This window comes from Bacillus sp. TE8-1, assembly GCF_008368855.1.
Classification (GTDB): domain Bacteria; phylum Bacillota; class Bacilli; order Bacillales; family Bacillaceae_G; genus Bacillus_A; species Bacillus_A cereus.
In genome coordinates this window covers 527440-549718 of record NZ_QPET01000014.1, presented here as the reverse complement: position 1 = coordinate 549718, position 22279 = coordinate 527440, and the positions used below count along the sequence as shown (strand labels likewise).

Below are 22279 nucleotides of genomic sequence, written 5' to 3'. Positions count from 1 at the left end.
CACTTCCAATTAGGTTGCATTTTGTTGCTTCATATACTGAAACATATCAATCATGATCGAAGCAACGGCCAATTGATTTTGAAACTTTTCCACTTTATCTGGTATTGTTTTTTTGAAATGTTGCATCGCCGCTAACTCAAAAGCCTCTTTTTCTTCAGGATTTCGTGTTAATTTTCTATACCAGTACGGTTGCTCTCTAATATAGCGAGATAAATCCTCATCAGCCTTTATAAACTCCATAATTTCTGCTCTCATCATCCTTCCCCCTAATCCTTTTGAAAGAAAAACGGGTTATTTTCTGAAGTACTTTGCTCTTGCTGCGTACGGTTACCTTGAAATTGCTGAATAACTTGTTGCACACTCCCAATTGCACTCGTCACATTGGCTAAATGGTTCTGCATTTGTTCCACGTCCAACTTTTTAAAAAAAGAAAGCATTTGCCCCATCACATCAGCAGTTTTTTCCTCTTCAGTTCGATTATCTTTTTCTTTTTTATTTTCTTTTACCGAAGAAAACGCAGGCGCTCCATCCGGTCTATAAGTTGCCCATATTGGATCTTCTTCACCAAGTAAGTACCATTCTTCATAAAATTGTTGCCATGTTTTATGACCACTTCTAACCTCATGAACCATTTTAGGGTGATGGTTTACAAATTCTTTAAACTGTTGAACCGATGGATGTAACGGTCCTTTTGTTGTTGGCATAATCCTCACCTCTCCATGTATATCTACTATATAGTAAGAAAAAAAAGGCGCATGGTTCGCCTATTTTTAGACGATTCATGCACCTTTTTTTCTGCTATTTGCATACGGTCAGATTCCCATCTACAATTCAGTGAATACGAAGTAACTAATTTGGTGATGTTAACACCCCACCGCTTACAATTTCACTTTATTTTCGAATAAAGTTTTGTGTATAAAATTTATCGTATACACCAACACCTAATCCTGTAAATTGTTCATTTAATAAATTCTTTCTATGCCCCTCACTATTTAACCAACCTTGCACTGCCGCAATTCCATCACTATGTTGCGCCGCTATGTTCTCACCAGCAAGTTGAAATCCTACTTTCCCGCGCTGCAAACGATCTCCTAGTGTACCTAATGTAGGTGAGTCATGAGAAAAATAATTATTGTCTTTCATATCTTTACTGTGACCAACAGCAACATCTGCTGTTTCCTGATCCCATGTTAATAATGGTAATTTATGACGACTTCGAATGATATTTGTTAAATCAAAAATTTGTTGCATATTCCCATTTTCTACTTGTTTTATTTTTTCTGGAGTCAATGGTTGTTCTGCTATTAATTCACCTGAATAAACGAGCTGATACGGTCTTTGGCGTAATAAAGTTTCATCATCCATATAACGAACACCAACAAGCTCATGTGTAAATTGATCAAAATACAATTGCGCCCATCCATCTTCTACAGGTATTAACGGTTGTTCCATGACTTCGGTATCAGATAGCTCAAATTGATAACTATTTTTCCCTCTTTTTAATGAAATTTCATGCGAAAGCGGACTTTTTTTATATACTTCTTCATATTTTTCATTTATATAATAAGGTGGAACCTTAACTTGTTCACCAGCTGCGTATGCCGTTACAACTTTACGTTCAGAAACTCCAAATTGAACATACTGAGTTAAATCCTGGTTGTATACCCACCATTCATATCCGTATGCAGATGGCTCTATTCGAGAGGGTTCTCCCCACTTCGCTAATAAGTTTTCAGAGTCTTCACCAATCATATTTAAAACAGTGTCTGAGGAGTCTTCCTTAATTTGCTTTTTCTTTTTCACAATTTTATTTTCTTGCTTTGATTGAGATGGGGTTAATATATATTGTGAAACGAGTAATTTCCCGTATAAATCAACAGCTAAAATTAAAAATGTAATCATTACGATACGCAATAATTTCTTCAAACGATATACCTCCTGAACAAAACATAAAATTGAGATATACACAAATCCTTTTCTTTCTTTTTGTGTGTACCGTACTCTTTTCACTATATCATATTTTTGTGAAAAAAGTCTGGATTATCCCTTTTCTCTCAATATGAATTGCACTTTCTTATTATTCATACTATTATAAAAATAATGGTGTAACATTAAAAAAGGAGGTATTATATGCAATTTACAAATACGAAATTTAATGGAGCCGTCGTTGAATTAACTCTTTTAACTGAAATCATGGAAAACAACCACTTCGTACTTGCCGGACAGTGGGATTATGAGCGAGTTACATACGATTATAAATTTGAAATATTAAAGGATGTTTATTATTTACGAGTGCAAGGAGTTGCTGTTGAAGGTGACATTGGCAGTAGACACGCTGAAGTAAAACTACTTCCCCCCTTATTAGGAAAACATTATTATCCTCACGGCGTTGAATATGGTGATGATGAGACTTTCCCAACGAATGTACTTCAAAAAAGCGAACAACTCCTACAAAATGTCGAAAAAGAGTTAAAAGAATTTCAAATTATTGATTAACAAAAACAAGCGCATCAATATGATGCGCTTGTTTTATTTCCCTTCCCTAAGAATGAATCGTTTTTTTTACTGGATATCCATAAATAGATCCATCTTTTACTTTAATCTCATCTTCCCAAGGAACCTTATATTTACCTTCAGCTAAATCTTTTACAAACGTATATGGATTTTCTTTCACCCCACCAGGAGTTGCTACATATCCTCTTGAACCTAGATTATATATATTATTTTCCAATCCCCATCCTAATCTAGCCTGATCTGCTAGTTCTGGATATACTTCAGCAGTAACAATCTCCCAAGGATTTCGATGTCCCTGTACTAAAGTAGTCCCATCAAAATTACATACTTGTCCTTCACCAAAGTAATAAAATACGCCATCATAACCCGCTAAGTTTACCGACAATGTATACATTAAATTCTGCCATGCATTTGAACGATTGGTTAGCATCCATTGTTCACTAACTTGTGTACTATATCCAGAAATACGAATTAAGACATTTGCACCTTTATAGGCCGCTTCACGAGCTACTTCAGGGAACATGCCATCATGACAAATACAAACAGCTAATTTACTTCCTCCAGGTCCATCACAAACAGGTAAGCCTAAATCTCCAGCTTTCCAAGGCTCGACTGGCACCCAAGGATTTAGCTTACGATACTTCAAAATCATTTCACCTTGTGGATCAATAATAACTGCTGTATTATATGGCTCTCCACCATCAGGATTTTTCTCCATTATTGAAAAAACACCATATACTTTAGATTCTTTACATGCCTCAGCAAATAAGTCTGTTTCTGGCCCAGGCACTGTGCATAAAAATTCTTCTGTAGTCCATTTTTTTGTATTGAGCCCTTGTGTACTATATTCAGGAAATACTATCAATTCTAAACCAGGGTAACCTGATTTGGTCGAATGAATTGTTTTTATGATTTGTTGAATTTGTTTATCAATGTCTGCACGCGATTCTACTACTGGTACTGGATATTGAATTAGTGCTGTCAAAAAACCACTAATCGGCTTTACCATACTTCCACTACTACCCATTTAAACTCCCCCTTAAAATAGTTCGTGTTTATTAAAGATAACAATATATATTTGTAACTCTCTAAAAAACTTGCACTACATATGGAATTATTACGCATGAAAGCTAGTAGTAAATTTTATCTCCACTTTTAGTACACGCCTACACTAACTTAACATAAAAAGTTAGAAAATTCAATCTTTTTAAGGTAGCTAAAAAGAAAAAGCGCATGGAATCCCATACACTTTTTTACTTAATCTGTAAATACGGCGGCAATTGTTGCAACTGCTCCTTATCCTTTTCACGTTCTCTACGTGCCCATCTAAAGAATACATAGCCTATAATTGTACCGTACACTATTTCCTGGACAATTTTCATTATGATACCACCAGTTTGCTGATCTTGTACGACTGGCATCCAGTGCAAAAATTCTGGTCCCGTTATATTTAAATCTGATAAAGTGCCCGCTGGTACACATAGTTCCATCGCTTTCATCCAAGCAGCCGGATCCGTATACGTTGCAAATAACGGGGCTGTCGCAAAAATGATTAACGCACATGCAGGCGTTAATAATATGCCGTTAGCAAACATATAACCAAGTTTCTTTATATCACTTAATGTTTGATATTCTGGTAATGGATTTAACATCGGCCACCACATCATGATTGCTGTAAAAAACAATATAGCGAGACAAATAGGATGAGCTATTTGACTTTGTTTTACCGTATCAAAAACAACTGGTAAATGATAAAAAGAAAACAGGCCGTTAAATACAAATAACGCAATAAGCGGTTTAGCAAATGCCTTTAATATAATTTGAACAAACTTAAAAGAAGTAATGTAACGATATAACCAAATTGGTATACCAAGCAACAGTAACGGTGGAACTGCAATATACATGACTGCCATTTCAAACATATGAGCACTAAATATAATATGGCCAATTAAATCAATAGGCCCTCCCTTTACAAAATACAAAAGAACAATACCAGTCGTAAAATAAAAAATTTGCTTCTTACTTACCTTCGTCGCATTTTCAAATCGCATTCTATATGGCCCAATAATTAAGAAGTACCCAATAAGAATCGAAAGCATAAATAATAAAAAGATTGGACTCCATAAAGCCTGAAAACCAAATATCCACAAGTTACTCATTTTCACACCTACCTTCGTAAGGTTATCTCATAATATGAAGAGGGAGCTGTGACAACACAAGCTCCCTTATTTTTCACTTTTCAAATCCACACGATTGTCATAAAAGCTAAAATTGTAATTAACCCTATTAGCAGACCAGAGTAAAGAAAGAAACTTGCTGCTTCATGTCCTTTATGACTCATATGCATAAAATAATACAATTGAAAAATTACTTGTACCACTGCTAATAGTAAAATAAACGGTACAGAGAAAATCGGACTAAAAGTTTTTGGATACGCCACCGCTACAAATGCAACTAATGTTAAAAAAATCATTAATGCAAACGTAATAACTTGATGCCTCATTTCCTCCGCACTTTTTCTCTTCCGATAAACAAGATCAACTTTAGGATTATTCGTTTGCTTTATCGCCATTGTTTATCCCACCATTCCCATTAAATATACTACAGTGAAAATAAACACCCAAACTACGTCAATAAAGTGCCAATAAATCGATGCAACATAAAACTTCGGTGCATTGTATAAATTTAGACCTCTCTTCGCATTTCTAAAGATTAATGTTAAAATCCAACATAACCCAAACAATACGTGGAGTCCATGTGTACCAACAAGAGCATAAAACGCAGAGCCAAACGCACTACTTCTCATAGTATGCTTAAATTCATGTGTATAATGATAAAACTCATATATCTCAAATCCTAAAAACCCTAAACCTAGCAATACTGTTACTAGTAACCAAAGCTGCATTTTCTTAAAGTTAAAGTTTTTCATGTGATACATCGCATATACACTCGTTAAGCTACTCGTTAATAAAAGCATCGTCATAATGAAAACGAGTGGCATTTGGAACATCTCTTGAGATGTTGGTCCACCATTTGTAGAATTCTTTAACGCTAAATATGTTCCGAATAAGGAAGCGAACAACACTGTTTCGCCTCCAAGAAATAACCAAAAACCGACAAACTTATTTTTCCCTTCAAGGGTTGCTTTTTCAGGCTCTGCTGGAAATGTTTCATTCGTTAATTTTTCATCTACATGCATTATGCCTTGCCCCCCTTATCCTCTAAATCTTCTTTATGAATATGATACCCATGATCATCAATTACTGAACGTAGGAACATTGTGCCAAATGTAATGATTAAACCAATAATTGCTACTAATAACCAGAACTTATCTTTTCCGCCCTGCATATACATCGCACCAAATGCCGCTATAAACAATCCGAAAGAAATGACAAATGGTGAAAACGAAGGATTTGGCATATGAATATCACCAACTGGTTCCGCTGCTGTCATTTCTTTATTACCTTCACGTTTTTCAATCCAAAACGGATCTAATCCGCGAACAAATGGTAATTGTTTAAAGTTATATTCTGGTGTCGGTGCTGGCATTGTCCATTCTAATGTACGTGCATCCCACGGATCACGACCAGCTTTTTCTTTTGATACTGTCGTTTTAATTACATTGAATAGAAGAACAATCGTTCCAAGAGCCATAAACACCGCTCCGATGGAACTAATCATATTCCCCATTTCCAACCCTTGCCCTTCAAGATATGTGTAGTAACGGCGTGGCATACCAATCAAGCCAAGGAAATGCTGAATAAAGAAAGTTAAATGGAAGCCGATAAAGAATAGCCAAAACGTTATCTTTCCTAATGTTTCATTTAATACTTTATTAAACATCAGTGGCCAATAATAATGAGCTCCTGCAAGTAAACCAAATACAACACCGCCAACGATTACATAATGAAAATGCGCTACTACGAAATAGTTATCATGAAATTGATAATCAGCTGGTGCAGATGCTAGCATAACCCCTGTAACTCCACCCATTACGAATGATGGAATGAAAGCTACTGCCCACATCATTGGTGTCGTAAAACGAATACTTCCGCCCCACATTGTAAAGAGCCAGTTGAATATTTTGATACCCGTCGGAACCGCAATCGCCATTGTTGCGACTGAGAAAATAGCATTAGCAACTGGACCAAGTCCAACAGTAAACATATGGTGCGCCCATACCATAAATCCTAAAAATCCAATTAATACAGTCGCAAACACCATCGATGAATAACCAAACAATCGTTTTTTCGAAAATGTTGCGAAGATTTCTGAGAATATTCCGAAAGCTGGGAGTATAAGAATGTATACTTCTGGATGACCGAAAATCCAGAATAAATGCTCCCATATAATTGTATTCCCGCCCAATGCCGGATTAAAGAAACTTGTTCCAAATAAACGATCTAACATTAAAAGTCCTAATCCTACAGTTAACGGCGGAAAAGCGAATAATATAAGCGAAGATGTTACAAATGTTGTCCATGTAAACATCGGCATACGCATATACGTCATTCCTGGAGCGCGCATATTAATAATGGTTACAAGGAAGTTAATTCCTCCAATTAGTGTACCAATACCTGAGATTTGCAAGCCGAGTACATAGAAATCAACACCATGACCTTTAGAGGCTAAAGCTAAAGATGCATAAGATGTCCATCCTGCATCAGGTGCTCCACCTAAAAACCAACTTAAATTTAAAAATACTCCACCAAAGAAAAATAACCAAAATCCGAGTGAATTCAAAAACGGGAACGCTACATCACGTGCACCAATTTGAAGTGGTACAGCGGCGTTCATAAATGCAAACACGAGTGGCATAGCTGCGAGGAAAATCATTGTTGTACCGTGCATCGTTAATACTTGATTATAAGCATCCCCAACAAGAAAAGCGTTGTTAGGAATCGCTAATTGAAGGCGAATAAATAGAGCTTCTATTCCGCCTATTACAAAAAACAATCCACCTGCAATTAAATAGAGAATGGCAATCTTTTTATGGTCTACTGTCGTTAAATAATCCCATATGACAGCACCCATCCCCTGTTTTTTTGCTACAGAACTCACGTTTTCAACCTCCCCTTCGCGAATAGTCCCTCTTTACTTTTCAACTTTTAACGTTTGTAAGTATGCATTTAATGCATCAATTTGATCATCCGTTAAGTTGCCATATTTGCCAGTCATTTTGTTTCCTGGCTTCATATTTTCAGGATCTTTCAGCCATTTTTTTAAGTTTTCTTCATTGTTTTCGGCAATACCGGCAACCATATCGCGATCCGCAAAGTTTGCTAAGTTTGGTGCGATACGAGCGGAAGGTGGTCTACTATCATTAGATCCAACTGCGTGACAACCAATACAGCTTTTATTAAATATTTCTTGGCCCTCTTGCGCCTTTGTTGAAGCTACTTCTTTCTTCCCATCAATCTTCTTCATATCAGCAAGCCATTTTTTGTACTCGCTTTCATCTAAAGCTTTCACTTTAAATTGCATTAAAGAATGTGATGGGCCGCAAAATTCTGTACAAAAACCATTATAAGTGCCCGATTTATCTGCCTTTAACCACATTTTGTTCACATTGTCTGTATTTGTATCCATTTTCCCTGCTAAAGATGGAACCCAAAATGAGTGTTTAATATCGGCACCCTTCAAATTTAAATACACTTTCTTACCTGTGGGGATGACCAAATCTTGCGAAGTTACTATCTTTTCTGATTTATAAGAAAATTCCCACCAATAAAGATTCGCTGTTACATCAACAACGATAGTATCTTTATCAATATTCTTTTTCTCCATCGCACTTACATCAGCAAGTTTGAATGTATATGTAACTGTTGGAACAGCTAAGATTAGTAAAAGAATAATCGGAATAACTGTCCATATAATTTCTAGCTTGTGATTCCCTTCAACTTGCTCTGGAATATAATCTTCCTGACCTTTCTTTTGTCGGAAACGCACAATTACATATAAGAAAATAATAGTAACTACTAGTACTACTCCTACCATGATTGCACTCGCCAGTAGAAGTAAATCATATTGCATTTTTGCTACTTCTCCTTGCGGAATTAAAGTAGATTGAAAGGCTTTACCGCATCCCCCTAACAGTAAAGCCAGCAGTGAAACGAACGAAAGCAGTCGCCACTGTTTCTTCATACAAACAACCCCCACTTTCCTTGTGAATTAGATTGTACTTTATAGTTAAGTAAAGTAAATCTCAACGTAAAGAAATCCAATTATGTCGTTGTCTTAGAAGAATGTAACTACAATCATTGATACAAATAAGATTGTTAAATAATTTAGGGAATAAACAAACATTTGCACGGACCATTTGATGTCATCTTTCTTACGGAAGCCATAAAATCCTAAAACGATCCATCCGATGTTAAGCAGTGTTGCAATTACCATAAATGTTATCCCTAGTCCACTCATATAAAATGGTAGTGGTAATAAACATACTGTCCAAATCATAATTTGGCGTTTCGTAATTTCAAATCCATGAACTACAGGAAGCATTGGAATTCCTGCATTTCGATATTCATCAACACGTTTCATTGCTAATGCAAGGAAATGTGGGATTTGCCAAATAAACATAATTAAAAATAACATCCAAGCAATTGGATGGCCTAAAGATGGATCGATTGCTGCCCATCCAATTAAAGGAGGAACTGCACCAGATATACTACCTACAACAGTATTTAGTGTATACTTTCTCTTTGTCCATAAACTATATAGAACAACATATGTGAAAGCACCAATAAATCCCATTAAGACTGCCATTGGTGTTGTTAATAATAAAAATACAAAACCAAGAAGTAATATGACTAGTCCAAATGTAAGTGCAAATCCTGGTTTATACTTTCCAGTAACCGTTGGACGGGTCTTTGTTCTTTCCATTAATGGATCGATGTCTCGATCAATGTAGTTGTTTAAACAACATACCCCTGCCATAACTAATCCAGAACCAACGATTGTAAAGAATAACTTATCCAGATTGTCCATTACACTTAATCCATTAAAGTGTAATGCCAACCAAAATCCTGTAAATACAGTAAGTGTATTTGAGTTTACAATCCCCATTTTAACGAGTGCTTTTAAATCTTGTAACCGAGTTGTTTCCGGTACACTTGTAACAGCGGACTCATCATGCAGCTCACTTGTTGCATGGTTCATCACTCTAACCCCCTCTTAAAACTTTCATCTTTCTTTTTGCGCATATTTCAAATGAAATAATTCGCTTCTATATAGCAATATTATTACAGTAGAAACATTGTTAACCCATTCTACTACTAATCTACGCTCATACTCCAATATATTAAATCATATTTCCCGAACATTTTGTGAAGAAAACATGAACTTTTTGTGTCGAATATAAAAAACTTCATTCTGACTTGTCCTTATCATAACATGATGTTACCTTCTATAATAAACTATTTTGTCCTATTTAACACGTATTCTCCCCATTTCTTTTCAAAATAGCCTATTTTTCACCCAAAATTTTCCTTAGGAACCCTGTTTTTACACCTGTTTTCTCCCCATTTCCTTCCTCCTCCATTTCTTTGCTATTTTATTATTTTTTATATATCATAGGAACTAGCGCGTTTTATTCTATACATAATGGAATGAAAATATTTCGCAATAACTTCATAGCAGAAAGATGGTGAAAGAGATTGCAACGCTTTATTAAATGGTTAGCAGTCATTACAAGCCTTGATTTATTAATAGTTTTATTAGGAGGCGCTTTAGTTACAAAAACAGGTTCTGGTCAAGGTTGTGGTAAATCATGGCCACTTTGTAACGGTGAATTTGTTCCATCTAATTTATCAATGGAAACTATTATTGAACTTAGCCACCGATTAACATCAGGATCAGCTGGAATTCTTGTCACTCTCCTTTGTATTTTGTCCTGGAAATATTATAAACATGTGCGTGAAACAAAAACGTTAGCAATTTTATCCTTCGTATTTTTAGTTGCACAAGCATTAATGGGAGCAGCAGCAGTTGTTTGGGGCCAAATGCCAGCTGTACTTGCTATCCACTTCGGTATTTCCTTAATTTCATTTGCTTCTGTCATTTTATTAACGTGTCTTATCTTTGAAATTGACCAAAAATTTGATGCACGTTCACTTATTATGGACAAAAAAATGAAATTTCATATTTATGGTGTAACAATTTACAGTTATATCGTCGTCTACACAGGCGCTTTAGTACGTCACGAACGAGCTAGCTTAGCCTGTCCAGACTTTCCTTTATGTAGCAAAAACAGACCTATGCCAACTCAACTACATGAATGGGTTCAAATGGGCCATAGAGTTGCAGCGATGTTAATTTTCGCTTGGATACTATACGCGATGATTCTCGCTATTCGCCATTACAAACAGCAACCTGTCGTATATTGGGGATGGATCATTTCATTTATCCTTGTTACACTTCAAGCTGTAGTAGGAGTTTTAGTTGTATTTACAAACGCTAGTTTAGCGATGGCATTGTTACATTCTCTATTTATTTCTTGCTTGTTTGCTGTACTATGCTATTTAGTTATGTTAGGAACAAGAAGTAAAGTGAATGCAAAAGAAGCTGCATCAACTTCTAAACAAACAAAATAATATAAAACTAAAATCCCTTGCCGAATTGGCAAGGGATTTTTTTGCAATAAAAAAAGAGCTGTATTTACACAGCCCTTTTTTTATTTTAGTGATCTAATTCAATAAGTAAATCACCCGTTTGAATTGCATCACCATCGTTAACATATACTTTCTTCACTTTACCATTGAACGGCGCTTGAACTGTCGTTTCCATTTTCATCGCTTCTGTAATTGCCATAGAATCGCCTTTTTTCACTTCGTCGCCTTCTTTTACAACTACTTTAATTACCGTTCCTGGCATCGTTGCACTAATATGATTTGGATTCTCACGGTTTCCTTTCACACGTTGTGCAACTGTTGCTTTTACACTCTCATCTTTCACGATAATTTCACGTGGTTGACCGTTGAATTCCAAGTAAAGAACACGGTTTCCATCCGGCTGAGGTTCTCCAATTGATACTAGTTTAACCATCAATGTTTTACCCTGTTCAATTTCTACATCAATTTCTTCACCTAGTCTCATACCATAGAAGAACGTCGGTGTATCAAGTACAGATACATTTCCATAAAGCTCAGCAACTTTTTCATAATCCATAAATACTTTTGGATATAAAGCATATGCCACTACATCAAAAATCGTTACTTCGCGTCCAAGTTTATGGAATAATTCTTCTTTTAACGCTTCGAAATCTACTGGCTCTAGTAATTCACCTGGTCTTACTGTTAATGGCTCTTTCCCTTTTAAAATAATCTTTTGTAATTCTTTCGGGAAACCACCGTACGGTTGACCTAAATCACCAGAGAACATTTCAACAACAGACCCTGGGAAGTCCATCGCATGTCCACGCTCTAAAACATCTTGTTCTGTCAGATGGTTCTGAACCATAAATAATGCCATATCACCAACAACTTTTGATGATGGCGTTACTTTTACAATATCTCCAAACATGTCATTCACACGGCGGTACATTACTTTCACTTCATCGAAGCGATCTCCTAAACCAACCGCCTTCGCTTGTTGCTGAAGATTACTATACTGCCCACCCGGCATTTCATGCATATATACCTCTGTATGCGGCGCATTCATACCACTTTCAAACGGTGCATAGTATTTGCGTACATCTTCCCAATAATGAGATAGTTTTTCTAAAGAATCTATATTAACATCTGGTTGTCTTTCGTTTCCACCTAATGCATAGTATAGCGTGTTCGCACTTGGTTGTGACGTTTGACCAGCCATAGAACTCACTGCTACATCGACGATATCAACACCCGCTTCAATTGCCTTCGTATACGTTAATATACCATTTCCACTTGTATCATGCGTGTGCAGATGAATTGGAATCGACACTGTCTCTTTTAATGCAGAAACTAAATCATATGCTGCATTTGGTTTTAGTAAGCCCGCCATATCTTTAATACCTAAAATGTGAGCTCCTGATGCTTCTAACTCTTTTGCTAAATTTTTATAGTAATTTAAATCATATTTACTACGCAGTGGATCATGAATATCCCCTGTGTAGCACATTGTTGCTTCTGCAATTTTACCAGTGTCTCGTACAGCGTCAATTGCAACTCTCATGCCTTCCACCCAGTTTAAGCTATCAAAAATACGGAATACATCAATGCCTGCTTGAGCAGAACATTCCACAAATTTTTGAATTAAATTATCTGGATAGTTTTTGTATCCAACTGCGTTTGAAGAACGAAGTAACATTTGGAATAACACGTTCGGCATTTTTTCACGAAGATCTAGTAATCGTTCCCATGGATCTTCTTTTAAGAAACGATACGCAACGTCAAATGTTGCACCGCCCCACATTTCCGCTGAGAATAGGTTCGGTAACATTCTCGCTGTTGGCTCCGCAATTTGATGTAAATCTTTTGTACGAATACGAGTTGCAAGTAATGACTGGTGTGCATCACGGAATGTTGTATCCGTTAAAAGTACACGCTTTTGATCCTGTACCCATTTTACTAATCCGTCCGCTCCACGCTCGTCCAAAATTTGTTTCGTTCCATTTTGGATTGGCTCTGAATGTTTTAAACATGGAATACGAGCATCTGGGAATATTGGTTTTTCTTTTTTACCTACCCCTGGGAAACCATTTACTGTTACTGTACCAATGTAATTTAACATTTTCGTTCCACGGTCTTTACGTTTCGGGAACAAGAACAATTCAGGTGACGCATCGATAAATGAAGTATCATATTCTCCTGATAAGAAGTTTTTATGTTTTACTACATTCTCTAGGAATGGAATATTTGTTTTAATACCACGAATACGGAATTCTTTTAAGTTACGTTCCATTTTTGCAGCAGCTTGCTCAAAAGTAAGTGCCCAAGTTGTAACTTTTACAAGTAAAGAATCGTAGTACGGTGTAATAACTGCACCTTGGAAGCTATTTCCTGTATCAAGACGTACACCAAAACCACCGCCTGATCGATACGCCATAATTTTTCCTGTATCCGGCATAAAATTATTTAGCGGATCTTCAGTTGTTACACGAGATTGAATTGCAAATCCATGTACAACTACTTCCTCTTGCTTCGGAACACCTACCATTTTGCTATGTAATGCATGTCCATCAGCTATTAAAATTTGTGATTGAACAATATCTACTCCCGTAATCATTTCTGTAATCGTATGTTCTACTTGAACACGTGGATTTACTTCAATAAAGTAAAACTCATCATCTTTTACAAGGAATTCTACTGTTCCTGCATTTAAATAATTTACATTTTTCGTTAACTTCACAGCAGCATCACAAATACGCTGACGCAGATCATCTGAAAGTGATACACTCGGTGCAATTTCTACAACTTTTTGATGACGACGTTGTACAGAACAGTCACGCTCGTATAAATGAACAACATTGCCTTCTTCATCTGCTAAAATTTGTACTTCTATATGTTTAGGTTTTTCAACGAATTTTTCGACGTAAACTTCATCATTACCAAAGGCTGCTTTCGCTTCTGATTTCGCTCGATTATATGATTCTCCTAATTCCTCACTAGTACGCACAATACGCATACCACGACCGCCACCCCCAAGGGATGCTTTAATAATAATCGGGTAATCATACTTTTCAGCAAATTTTTCGACTTCTTCTAATGAATTTACTGGACCATCACTACCAGGTATAACTGGAATTTGTGCTAGCTGCGCTTGTGTTCTTGCTTTCACTTTATCTCCAAACATATCTAAATGCTTACTTTTCGGACCGATAAAGATAATTCCTTCTTCTTCACAACGTTTAGCGAATTGAATATTTTCTGACAAGAAACCATATCCAGGGTGGATTGCATCTACATGATTACTTTTTGCAATCTCAATAATGCCTTCAATATCTAGATAAGCATCAATTGGTTTTTTTCCTTCCCCAACTAAATAGGACTCATCGGCTTTATAGCGATGATAAGAACCACTATCCTCTTTAGAATAGATTGCAACTGTTTTTAATCCAAGTTCCGAACAAGCTCGAAACACACGAATTGCAATCTCTCCACGGTTAGCTACCAATACTTTTTGAATACGTTGCAGCTTTGTCATGATTTTCCCCCTCTACTTTCCTACCACTTTAGAGATAAAATATATACACACCTTAAAAAGCGTGAAGTTCTTCACTTTCCACATTATATTATACTTAGAAAGCTTCACTTTATTTTTATCCATCATACCTTATTTTTTAACAAATGATAAGTTTTCTGTGCAATTTGTTTCACAAAAATAGTATAGCATACCTCTTCCTTTTCTAACAACTTAATTGTATATCACATTAAACTAAATGTGATATATCGTTTAACCGAAAGATATATTAATACATCACATTTAAAACTACTTAAAAATAAAAACACATCATGCTCTAAAGCACAATGTGTTTTTATTTTACAACTACAAGATGTGGTCCATTTTGTTCTTTTTCTTTCATTAATCCATTCTGTTGTTTCTCTTGTCGTTTCACGTGACTAGCAATATTGAGTAGTATCCCCATCGCAAGTAGATTAGCTAATAAAGAACTACCACCGTAACTGACAAACGGTAATGGTACTCCGGTAAGTGGTATTACTCCAGACATACCACCAACATTAATAAACGTTTGAACTCCAAACAAGCTTGCAATTCCGATAGCTATTAAACTTCCAAATGGATCTGTACACTTTTGTGCGACTCTAAATGATCGAATAATTATAAGCAATAAACAAATCAAAATGATTGCTACGCCTATAAAACCAAGTTCTTCCGATATAATTGCCATAATAAAATCCGTTTGTGGTTCTGGTAAATAACCATACTTTTGCACACTATTTCCTAATCCCCTACCATTAAGCCCTCCAGAAGCAATTCCAATAAATGAATTTACCAATTGGAATCCATCCTTTTGAGGATCATTAAACGGATCAAGGAAAACAGAAAAACGTGCCTTTTGATATGGATTTAATGCATAATTGCCAAGAAGATATAGTGCCGGAATCCATACTATAGAAGTTAAAGCAATTCGTTTAATCCATAAGTTAACCTGTACTCCCGAACAAAGGAACATAATTCCTACTGTTCCTGCAATTAACAAATCAGTACCTAAATCATTTTGCTTTAATATTAAAAACATGATTATACCAACACCAATGAGTACTGGACCTGACCCTTTGAAAACAGGTGTATTCGTTTCTTGTCTTTTCGCAAAAAAATGAGCTAATATGAGGATAACCGTTATCTTTACAAATTCCGCAGGCTGTATTCCAAATATCCATCCGTTTGCACCGTTTACTGACTTAGTGAAAAAGGCAGCTGCAGCTAATAAAGCAACACTAGCACCGTAACTCCCCAACAAAAAAATTCGTTTTCTCCAAACTTTATATGGGATAGTAGCAATAATTATTAATACTATTGTCCCAGCAACTAAAGTAATTAATTGTCTTTTAAAAAAGAAATTTGCTGGTTTATCAAATCGCGAAATCGCAACAATGGAACTAGAACTATATACCATTATTACCCCCAGCACACATAAGATAACAAGAGGAAGTAACAATGAATAATCCATTGATTTCCATACTTTTTTCATTTCATTTCCTCTTTCTGTTTCAATTTAATTATTGTTGTATTCCATATGTACATTGATTCTTCCTGCTTTATTATACAAATAAAAAGCTCAAACTAATTTAGTTTGAGCCCCCTTATTTGAACCCGTTATTGTTGTTTGTTTGTAAATGCTTCATGAAGTGCAGATAACTCACGTTCGAGCTCACCTAACATTGCTTTCCCTTGTTCTTCTGCAATAAGACCAAGGCGAACTGCAAAATCGACCTCGCGGGATAGTCCAAACATTTGTGTGTCTAACACTTCTTCATATAATGGACATTGCGGCATTGTAAGATGGTCCATTTGCACCTTAATAAGTCTTAAAATCTTCTCTGCATCCGCTTGTAGAAGGGCTAGTGCCTTTTCCTGATGATTTGCTACTGTCTCAGACGCCAAATTGATTCCCTCCGTTTCCGTCCTACTCTCCTCTATCCTATCTATTAATATTAGCGATAGTTTTAATAAATTGCAATAGAAACATTTTTTGTGACAACAGTGTCTAATACTATTATACTGAAAAGTGGGAGTATAACACAAATGGGGGAACAACAATGAGCGAAATTTTATTTATTAACGGAAAAGTACGTTTTCCAATCACTATTGATCCAACTGTTTGGATCTTTGATGATCGAAAAGTAGATTTGACAACTTACTTTGATGAAACTAGAGAAAACACGTCTGAACTAGAAACTTATTTAAAAAACACTTCAGAACATTGGGATCGCGAAATCCGTGATGGTGCCGCTTTTCCTCCAATACAACAAAGTGTGAAGAAATATAAAAAAGAACAGCTGATTACTGGAACATTTGGTATACCATTTCATCCATTCCTTGCTAGCGCTGAAATTTTAGAGGACGCTACGCAAGTTGAAATTGAAACGGTAGATCATACAATGACACTTCCATTAGAAACTGTCAAAAATGCTATACTAGGCTTTTCAAAAGAAGGAAAACCATTAAAAGAAGACGGGCCTGTTCATCTCTATTTCAATGATGGATCTAATCAACAAAATCCAATCCGTAACATCCGTAAATTTACAATTATTTAAAGAAAAGGAGTGAGCTTAAGCTCACTCCTTTTTTACAATAAATCTGCTGCTAGTTGAGCTAAATTAGATCGCTCTCCTTTAACAAACTTCACATGACCACTAATACGCTGTTCTTTAAACTTCTCTACAACATACGTTAAGCCATTATTATATTCATCTAAATATGGGTGATCAATTTGCTGAGGATCTCCCATCAATACAATCTTACTCTTTTCCCCTACCCTAGTTAATATCGTTTTCACTTCATGCTTTGTTAAATTTTGTGCTTCGTCAATGATAATGAACTGATCTGGAATACTTCTCCCGCGTATATAAGTAAGGGCTTCTACTTCAATCGAACCCATTCCAGCTAGAATAGCATCTAACTCTCCTGGCTTTTTCGTATTAAATAAATACTCTAGGTTATCAAAAATTGGCTGCATCCATGGTCTTAATTTTTCTTCTTTTTCTCCTGGTAAATAACCGATATCTTTTCCGACTGGAACAATTGGTCTTGCCACAAGTAATTTTTTATATAACCCTAAGTCTTCTGTTTGCATAAGTCCCGAAGCTAACGCAAGTAACGTTTTTCCTGTGCCGGCTTTCCCCGTTAACGTTACAAGCGGAATATCTTCACGAAGCAACAATTCTAATCCCATAATTTGCTGCACGTTTCGTGGTCGTATCCCCCACACTTGTTCATTGTGAAAAATAAGTTTCTTTACCTTCTTCCCTAAGTGATCCACAATGCCAAGCGCAGAACTAGAGCCCCCTAATGCATCTTTCATTACTACAAATTGATTTGGGTAAAAAGGATGATTCGCAATTTCAGATAGAGGCAATTCACCTTTCTCATAAAAATAATCCAATTGTTCTTTTGATATATATCCTTCTAAAAAACCAGAATATATATTTTCTACTTCAATTACGCGATCACTTAAATAATCTTCAGCCTTCAAACCAATTGCATCAGCTTTTACCCTTACGAGTACATCTTTACTTACTAAAATAACAGACTTCCCGTCCTCTTTTTCCTGTTCTTCTAAAGATAGATTTTTTGCTACAGCTAAAATTCGATTATCATTTGTTTTTTCTACAAAAATATCTTGTAGTTGCACAAATGAACGATGGTTCAATTCAATACGAAATGTTCCGCCGTTTTCTAGCGGGATACTTTCATGCAGCTTTCCTATTTCACGAAATTTATCTATTAACTTAGATACATAACGAGCGTTTCTTCCTACTTCATCCATATAACGTTTTTTCGAATCAACCTCTTCTAATACAACTGCTGGAATCACTACTTCATTGGTTTCAAATGAAAAAATAGATAAAGGATCCTGCAAAAGTACATTCGTATCTAACACATAAATTTTATCCAACCTGTTACCCCCTGACTCCACTTTTAAATTTGTAGAACAAGGGTTTCATCCATAAAATATGGACGAACCATTGTTATAATTATATGTACCGTGTAAACGAGGTAGAATCGAAAATCATAGTCATTAAACCTTTTATTTATTCTTTATTCATTTCTATTCAATATATTACTTTTTATTATAATTATTAACGTTAAATCACAATAACCGACTACAAAAGTGAATAAACGAATTTCTTATTTAGCATCTTTATAATTCTCTTATCCCTACTAAGACTTCGTTATCCAGCTTTTTCGCTGCCCGAAGATCATATGTTTTTTCATATGTTGGTTCAATTGCAAGTTTCGCTCCATAAAACATAACATCACGCACTTCTTGCACCTTTACTTCTATTACAGTTAATTTTAGAGAAATACCTTCCATTCTATCTGTCAAAATTTCACCTGCACCACTTATAGAAAATACGGATTCATTCGCCATTATAGTCAATACCACACCTGTATTATGACGTATATTTTCCACAATACGTGAACGTTGATCTACTGCAAATCGAATACTAGTTTTACTCACTGCATACACCCAAGAAATAGCACTTACGTTAGGAACTTGTTTTTCGAAATCTGTCGTTGCTATCATAACAATACACTCTTTACGCAACGTTTGTACTAAATCCTCTGTTAAGGTAGGCTCTACTACATTCGCCATATTTTCACCTCCAAATATACTTGGTATATCCTTATCATAACTTATTTTTCGAATTGCGAAAATATTATTTTTTCCCACTATTATTCAAAAACATTATACTTCCATGATATACTTATACTGATAGAATTCGTATTGAGGTGACGAAATGAGAGTCAAATGTATGATTTGTGATAAAAAAGATATGTTAGATGATGAAAATCCTATGGCAAAAAAACTGCGTAATCGCCCTATTCATACATATATGTGCATGGAATGTTCGGAACGAATTGCAGAGCGTACAATGGAACGTCATGCAAGTGGTAATTTCCGATTATATCGTGATAAAAAAATCGAAGATGATTGGTAAAATGTAAATAAGTCCTTACTCATATAGATAAGGACTTATTTATATTTTTCTGGTTCACGATTCATCTGATCCAAAAAACAATCAATGGCTTCTAACGGAAACCTTGCAGATTTCCGTTCTCCATTTATTTCATATGTAATTAAATACATTTCCTCGTTCTTTTCGACTTCCACATTTCTTAATTTATGTTCTTCATATACCATATTTTGAAATAACAAATATGTTTCTTTTGCAGCACTATCATCTGGACGTGCTTCCGCAACTGTTTTAATTGTTAACCAATTATATAGTGCATCTTGTACTGAACGCATGAAAACTCCCCTTTCTTATCCTGCTTTTTGTTGTTTCGCTTGACGCAAACGCAGTCTATAAATTCCAAGTACAATTGCCGCTACAACAAGTCCTTCTCCAACAGGTAAAAACACAGCAAAAAAGGTTAATACTGTGCATCCAATTGCTAATGATATGTATATCACAATATTTTTTAGTACAGACAACTTTCTAGCAAACCCTAAATTATAAACGAGAGCACTTAATATAATAATCGTCCCATAAAGTAACCACATTCCTAACTCTGGATTTTCATCTACCTTACACAATTTTGCAAAAAAAGACATCCTTTCTAACACACTCTTCCCCCCTAGCAGTAAAATGCAATTTTCTTTATACACTTAATACAAGAGTAACTCGCAAAAAAAATACTGTCCACAAAAAAAGAGTAAATATTCTAAAAAATAAACAATATTTTTATATTTACGCTTCAACAGATTTCTTTTTCTTAGCAGCTCTTTCGCGCTCACTCTTATCAAGAATCTTTTTACGTAGACGAATTGATTCTGGAGTTACTTCACAGAACTCGTCATCGTTTAAGTACTCTAATGATTCTTCTAAAGTCATTAGGCGTGGTTTCTTCATTGTTGAAGTTTGATCTTTCGTCGCAGAACGAATGTTAGTTTGTTGTTTCATTTTCACAACGTTAACTGTTAAGTCGTTCTCACGAGTGTGTTCTCCGACAATCATACCAGCATATACTTCTGTACCTGGTTCAACGAAGATTACACCACGGTCTTCAACTTGCATAATACCGTATTGTGATGCTTTTCCTGTTTCAAGTGAAACTAGAACACCTTGGCGACGTCCACCAACTTGTCCAGCGTGTACTGGTTGGTAGCAATCGAATGTATGGTTTAAAATACCGTAACCACGAGTTAATGTTAAGAATTCTGTTGTGTAACCAATTAAACCACGTGCTGGAACCATGAAAGTAAGGCGAACTTGACCGTTTCCGTTATTCACCATATCTAACATTTCACCTTTACGTGCACCCATAGATTCCATAATAGAACCAGTGTATTCTTCAGGTACATCGATTTGTACGCGCTCTACAGGCTCACATCTTACGCCATCAACTTCTTTAATGATTACTTCTGGCTTAGATACTTGTAATTCATAACCTTCACGACGCATGTTTTCAATTAAGATAGATAAATGTAGTTCCCCACGTCCAGATACGATCCACGCATCAGGAGAATCTGTATTATCTACACGTAAACTTACATCTGTTTCTAATTGTGAACGAAGACGCTCTTCAATTTTACGAGATGTAATGTATTTACCTTCACGACCTGCAAATGGGCTGTTATTTACAAGGAACGTCATTTGTAGTGTTGGCTCATCAATACGTAATAATGGTAACGCATCTTGATGTTCAACTGGACATACTGTTTCACCTACGTTAATGTCTTCCATACCAGAAACGGCTACTAAGTCCCCTGCTTTTGCTTCTTCAATTTCTTGACGTTTTAATCCCATGTAACCGAATAATTTCGTTACGCGGAATTGCTTCACGCTTCCGTCTACTTTCATTAAAGCAACTTGTTGTCCAACCTTCATTGTACCGCGGAATACGCGACCAACTCCAATACGTCCAACGTAGTCGTTGTAATCAAGAAGTGCTACTTGGAATTGAAGTGGCTCTTCGCTGTTATCAATTGGTGCTGGAATATGTTCGATAATTGTATCGAATAATGATTTCATATTCTCTTCTTGATTTGCTGGATTTGAATCTAAGCTTGCTGTTCCGTTCATTGCTGATGCAAATACAACTGGGAACTCTAATTGATCTTCGTTTGCACCAAGCTCAATGAATAAGTCGATTACTTCATCAACTACTTCATCTGGACGAGCGAAGTCACGGTCAATTTTGTTTACAACTACGATTGGAGTTAAGTTTTGCTCAAGAGCTTTCTTTAAAACAAATCGTGTTTGTGGCATACAACCTTCATATGCATCAACAACAAGTAAAACACCATCAACCATTTTCATGATACGTTCTACTTCTCCACCGAAGTCAGCGTGACCAGGTGTATCTAAAATGTTAATTCTTTTATCTTCATAGTGAATCGCTGTATTTTTCGCTAAAATTGTAATACCGCGTTCTCTTTCTAGATCATTTGAATCCATTGCGCGTTCTTCAACGTGTTCGTTCGCACGGAAAGTCCCCGCTTGACGTAATAACTGGTCAACAAGTGTTGTTTTACCATGGTCAACGTGGGCAATAATTGCTATATTACGTAAATCTTGTCGTTTTTTCAACATGTCCAACTCCTAATGTCTTTTTAATCCTTCTCTATTATAAGAGCGAAGGGGATACA

At 35.8% G+C, this 22279-nt stretch carries 22 protein-coding genes; 4 read left to right on the top strand and 18 right to left on the bottom strand.

Going from position 1 to position 22279, the window contains the following annotated elements; all coding sequences use genetic code 11:
* Nucleotides 1-9 precede the first annotated feature (9 nt).
* The 3 genes from DN404_RS14795 to DN404_RS14785 all read right to left on the bottom strand — a co-directional run bounded on the left by DN404_RS14795 (nt 10) and on the right by DN404_RS14785 (nt 1926).
* Nucleotides 10-255, bottom strand: a complete 246-nt coding sequence (locus DN404_RS14795; protein ID WP_001200990.1) for a YlbE-like family protein — start codon at nt 253-255, stop codon at nt 10-12.
* Nucleotides 256-266: 11 nt separating this feature from the next.
* The gene (locus DN404_RS14790; protein ID WP_001143346.1) at nt 267-704 is read right to left on the bottom strand and encodes a YlbD family protein; all 438 of its coding nucleotides are present in this window, start codon (nt 702-704) and stop codon (nt 267-269) included.
* A gap of 187 nt (nt 705-891) precedes the next feature.
* Nucleotides 892-1926: a CAP domain-containing protein gene (locus tag DN404_RS14785; protein ID WP_000735378.1), complete on the bottom strand. Its 1035-nt coding sequence runs from the start codon at nt 1924-1926 to the stop codon at nt 892-894.
* 204 nt (nt 1927-2130) lie between these two features.
* Here DN404_RS14785 and DN404_RS14780 point away from each other — a divergent pair, with 204 nt between their 5' ends.
* The gene (locus tag DN404_RS14780) at nt 2131-2496 is read left to right on the top strand and encodes a YugN family protein (protein ID WP_001160947.1); all 366 of its coding nucleotides are present in this window, start codon (nt 2131-2133) and stop codon (nt 2494-2496) included.
* Nucleotides 2497-2542: 46 nt separating this feature from the next.
* On the opposite strand, the gene DN404_RS14775 is transcribed toward DN404_RS14780, so the two are convergent.
* From DN404_RS14775 to ctaB, 7 genes are all read right to left on the bottom strand, one after another.
* A complete protein-coding gene (locus DN404_RS14775; protein WP_000535802.1) occupies nt 2543-3541 on the bottom strand; it encodes a formamidase in 999 nt (332 codons plus the stop codon).
* 226 nt (nt 3542-3767) lie between these two features.
* Nucleotides 3768-4673 (bottom strand): cytochrome c oxidase assembly factor CtaG, encoded by a 906-nt coding sequence (gene ctaG, locus DN404_RS14770; protein ID WP_000069022.1) that lies wholly within the window; start codon nt 4671-4673, stop codon nt 3768-3770.
* 80 nt (nt 4674-4753) lie between these two features.
* Nucleotides 4754-5086: a cytochrome c oxidase subunit IVB gene (ctaF, locus tag DN404_RS14765; protein ID WP_000985706.1), complete on the bottom strand. Its 333-nt coding sequence runs from the start codon at nt 5084-5086 to the stop codon at nt 4754-4756.
* A gap of 3 nt (nt 5087-5089) precedes the next feature.
* Nucleotides 5090-5713, bottom strand: coding sequence for a cytochrome c oxidase subunit III (gene ctaE, locus DN404_RS14760; protein WP_000557861.1), 624 nt, complete (start codon nt 5711-5713; stop codon nt 5090-5092).
* A complete protein-coding gene (gene ctaD / locus DN404_RS14755) occupies nt 5713-7548 on the bottom strand; it encodes a cytochrome c oxidase subunit I (RefSeq protein WP_153578907.1) in 1836 nt (611 codons plus the stop codon). The genes ctaE and ctaD overlap by 1 nt, the downstream gene beginning before the upstream one ends.
* A gap of 60 nt (nt 7549-7608) precedes the next feature.
* The gene (gene coxB, locus DN404_RS14750; RefSeq protein ID WP_000745268.1) at nt 7609-8658 is read right to left on the bottom strand and encodes a cytochrome c oxidase subunit II; all 1050 of its coding nucleotides are present in this window, start codon (nt 8656-8658) and stop codon (nt 7609-7611) included.
* Nucleotides 8659-8751: 93 nt separating this feature from the next.
* A complete protein-coding gene (gene ctaB, locus DN404_RS14745; protein ID WP_001015058.1) occupies nt 8752-9675 on the bottom strand; it encodes a protoheme IX farnesyltransferase in 924 nt (307 codons plus the stop codon).
* A 497-nt stretch (nt 9676-10172) separates the two neighbouring features.
* On the opposite strand from ctaB, the gene ctaA reads away from it, so the two are divergent.
* On the top strand, nt 10173-11108 hold the full coding sequence (ctaA, locus tag DN404_RS14740) for a heme A synthase (RefSeq protein ID WP_001188742.1): 936 nt from the start codon (nt 10173-10175) through the stop codon (nt 11106-11108).
* An 85-nt stretch (nt 11109-11193) separates the two neighbouring features.
* On the opposite strand, the gene pyc is transcribed toward ctaA, so the two are convergent.
* From pyc to DN404_RS14720, 3 genes are all read right to left on the bottom strand, one after another.
* Complete coding sequence (gene pyc, locus DN404_RS14735; protein ID WP_000164085.1) at nt 11194-14640, bottom strand: pyruvate carboxylase; 3447 nt, start codon at nt 14638-14640, stop codon at nt 11194-11196.
* A 331-nt stretch (nt 14641-14971) separates the two neighbouring features.
* Nucleotides 14972-16150, bottom strand: coding sequence for an FtsW/RodA/SpoVE family cell cycle protein (locus tag DN404_RS14725; protein WP_016123290.1), 1179 nt, complete (start codon nt 16148-16150; stop codon nt 14972-14974).
* 125 nt (nt 16151-16275) lie between these two features.
* Complete coding sequence (locus DN404_RS14720; RefSeq protein ID WP_000135694.1) at nt 16276-16563, bottom strand: Fpa/YlaN family protein; 288 nt, start codon at nt 16561-16563, stop codon at nt 16276-16278.
* Nucleotides 16564-16718: 155 nt separating this feature from the next.
* On the opposite strand from DN404_RS14720, the gene DN404_RS14715 reads away from it, so the two are divergent.
* Nucleotides 16719-17216, top strand: coding sequence for a molybdopterin-binding protein (locus DN404_RS14715; RefSeq protein ID WP_149215151.1), 498 nt, complete (start codon nt 16719-16721; stop codon nt 17214-17216).
* Between the two features lie 32 nt (nt 17217-17248).
* On the opposite strand, the gene DN404_RS14710 is transcribed toward DN404_RS14715, so the two are convergent.
* Together DN404_RS14710 and DN404_RS14705 are read right to left on the bottom strand one after the other, a co-directional pair.
* Nucleotides 17249-18577 carry a PhoH family protein gene (locus tag DN404_RS14710; protein ID WP_000358083.1) on the bottom strand — a complete coding sequence of 443 codons (1329 nt, stop codon included), beginning with the start codon at nt 18575-18577 and terminating at the stop codon, nt 17249-17251.
* A 246-nt stretch (nt 18578-18823) separates the two neighbouring features.
* Complete coding sequence (locus DN404_RS14705; protein WP_000024596.1) at nt 18824-19279, bottom strand: pyridoxamine 5'-phosphate oxidase family protein; 456 nt, start codon at nt 19277-19279, stop codon at nt 18824-18826.
* Nucleotides 19280-19424: 145 nt separating this feature from the next.
* On the opposite strand from DN404_RS14705, the gene DN404_RS14700 reads away from it, so the two are divergent.
* Nucleotides 19425-19625, top strand: coding sequence for a YlaI family protein (locus DN404_RS14700; protein ID WP_002082250.1), 201 nt, complete (start codon nt 19425-19427; stop codon nt 19623-19625).
* A 35-nt stretch (nt 19626-19660) separates the two neighbouring features.
* On the opposite strand, the gene DN404_RS14695 is transcribed toward DN404_RS14700, so the two are convergent.
* The 3 genes from DN404_RS14695 to typA all read right to left on the bottom strand — a co-directional run bounded on the left by DN404_RS14695 (nt 19661) and on the right by typA (nt 22223).
* Nucleotides 19661-19936 (bottom strand): hypothetical protein, encoded by a 276-nt coding sequence (locus tag DN404_RS14695; protein ID WP_001258151.1) that lies wholly within the window; start codon nt 19934-19936, stop codon nt 19661-19663.
* Nucleotides 19937-19951: 15 nt separating this feature from the next.
* Nucleotides 19952-20254, bottom strand: coding sequence for a YlaH-like family protein (locus DN404_RS14690; RefSeq protein WP_000893662.1), 303 nt, complete (start codon nt 20252-20254; stop codon nt 19952-19954).
* Between the two features lie 124 nt (nt 20255-20378).
* Complete coding sequence (typA, locus tag DN404_RS14685) at nt 20379-22223, bottom strand: translational GTPase TypA (protein WP_000914762.1); 1845 nt, start codon at nt 22221-22223, stop codon at nt 20379-20381.
* Nucleotides 22224-22279 lie beyond the last annotated feature (56 nt).

Coding starts and splice junctions, on each gene's coding strand:
- DN404_RS14795 (WP_001200990.1), bottom strand. CDS start 255: ATGAGAGCAGAAATTATGGAGTTTATAAAGGCTGATGAGGATTTATCT.
- DN404_RS14790 (WP_001143346.1), bottom strand. CDS start 704: ATGCCAACAACAAAAGGACCGTTACATCCATCGGTTCAACAGTTTAAA.
- DN404_RS14780 (WP_001160947.1), top strand. CDS start 2,131: ATGCAATTTACAAATACGAAATTTAATGGAGCCGTCGTTGAATTAACT.
- DN404_RS14775 (WP_000535802.1), bottom strand. CDS start 3,541: ATGGGTAGTAGTGGAAGTATGGTAAAGCCGATTAGTGGTTTTTTGACA.
- ctaG (WP_000069022.1), bottom strand. CDS start 4,673: ATGAGTAACTTGTGGATATTTGGTTTTCAGGCTTTATGGAGTCCAATC.
- ctaF (WP_000985706.1), bottom strand. CDS start 5,086: ATGGCGATAAAGCAAACGAATAATCCTAAAGTTGATCTTGTTTATCGG.
- ctaE (WP_000557861.1), bottom strand. CDS start 5,713: ATGCATGTAGATGAAAAATTAACGAATGAAACATTTCCAGCAGAGCCT.
- ctaD (WP_153578907.1), bottom strand. CDS start 7,548: ATGGGTGCTGTCATATGGGATTATTTAACGACAGTAGACCATAAAAAG.
- coxB (WP_000745268.1), bottom strand. CDS start 8,658: ATGAAGAAACAGTGGCGACTGCTTTCGTTCGTTTCACTGCTGGCTTTA.
- ctaB (WP_001015058.1), bottom strand. CDS start 9,675: ATGAACCATGCAACAAGTGAGCTGCATGATGAGTCCGCTGTTACAAGT.
- pyc (WP_000164085.1), bottom strand. CDS start 14,640: ATGACAAAGCTGCAACGTATTCAAAAAGTATTGGTAGCTAACCGTGGA.
- DN404_RS14725 (WP_016123290.1), bottom strand. CDS start 16,150: ATGAAAAAAGTATGGAAATCAATGGATTATTCATTGTTACTTCCTCTT.
- DN404_RS14715 (WP_149215151.1), top strand. CDS start 16,719: ATGAGCGAAATTTTATTTATTAACGGAAAAGTACGTTTTCCAATCACT.
- DN404_RS14705 (WP_000024596.1), bottom strand. CDS start 19,279: ATGGCGAATGTAGTAGAGCCTACCTTAACAGAGGATTTAGTACAAACG.
- DN404_RS14700 (WP_002082250.1), top strand. CDS start 19,425: ATGAGAGTCAAATGTATGATTTGTGATAAAAAAGATATGTTAGATGAT.
- DN404_RS14695 (WP_001258151.1), bottom strand. CDS start 19,936: ATGCGTTCAGTACAAGATGCACTATATAATTGGTTAACAATTAAAACA.
- typA (WP_000914762.1), bottom strand. CDS start 22,223: ATGTTGAAAAAACGACAAGATTTACGTAATATAGCAATTATTGCCCAC.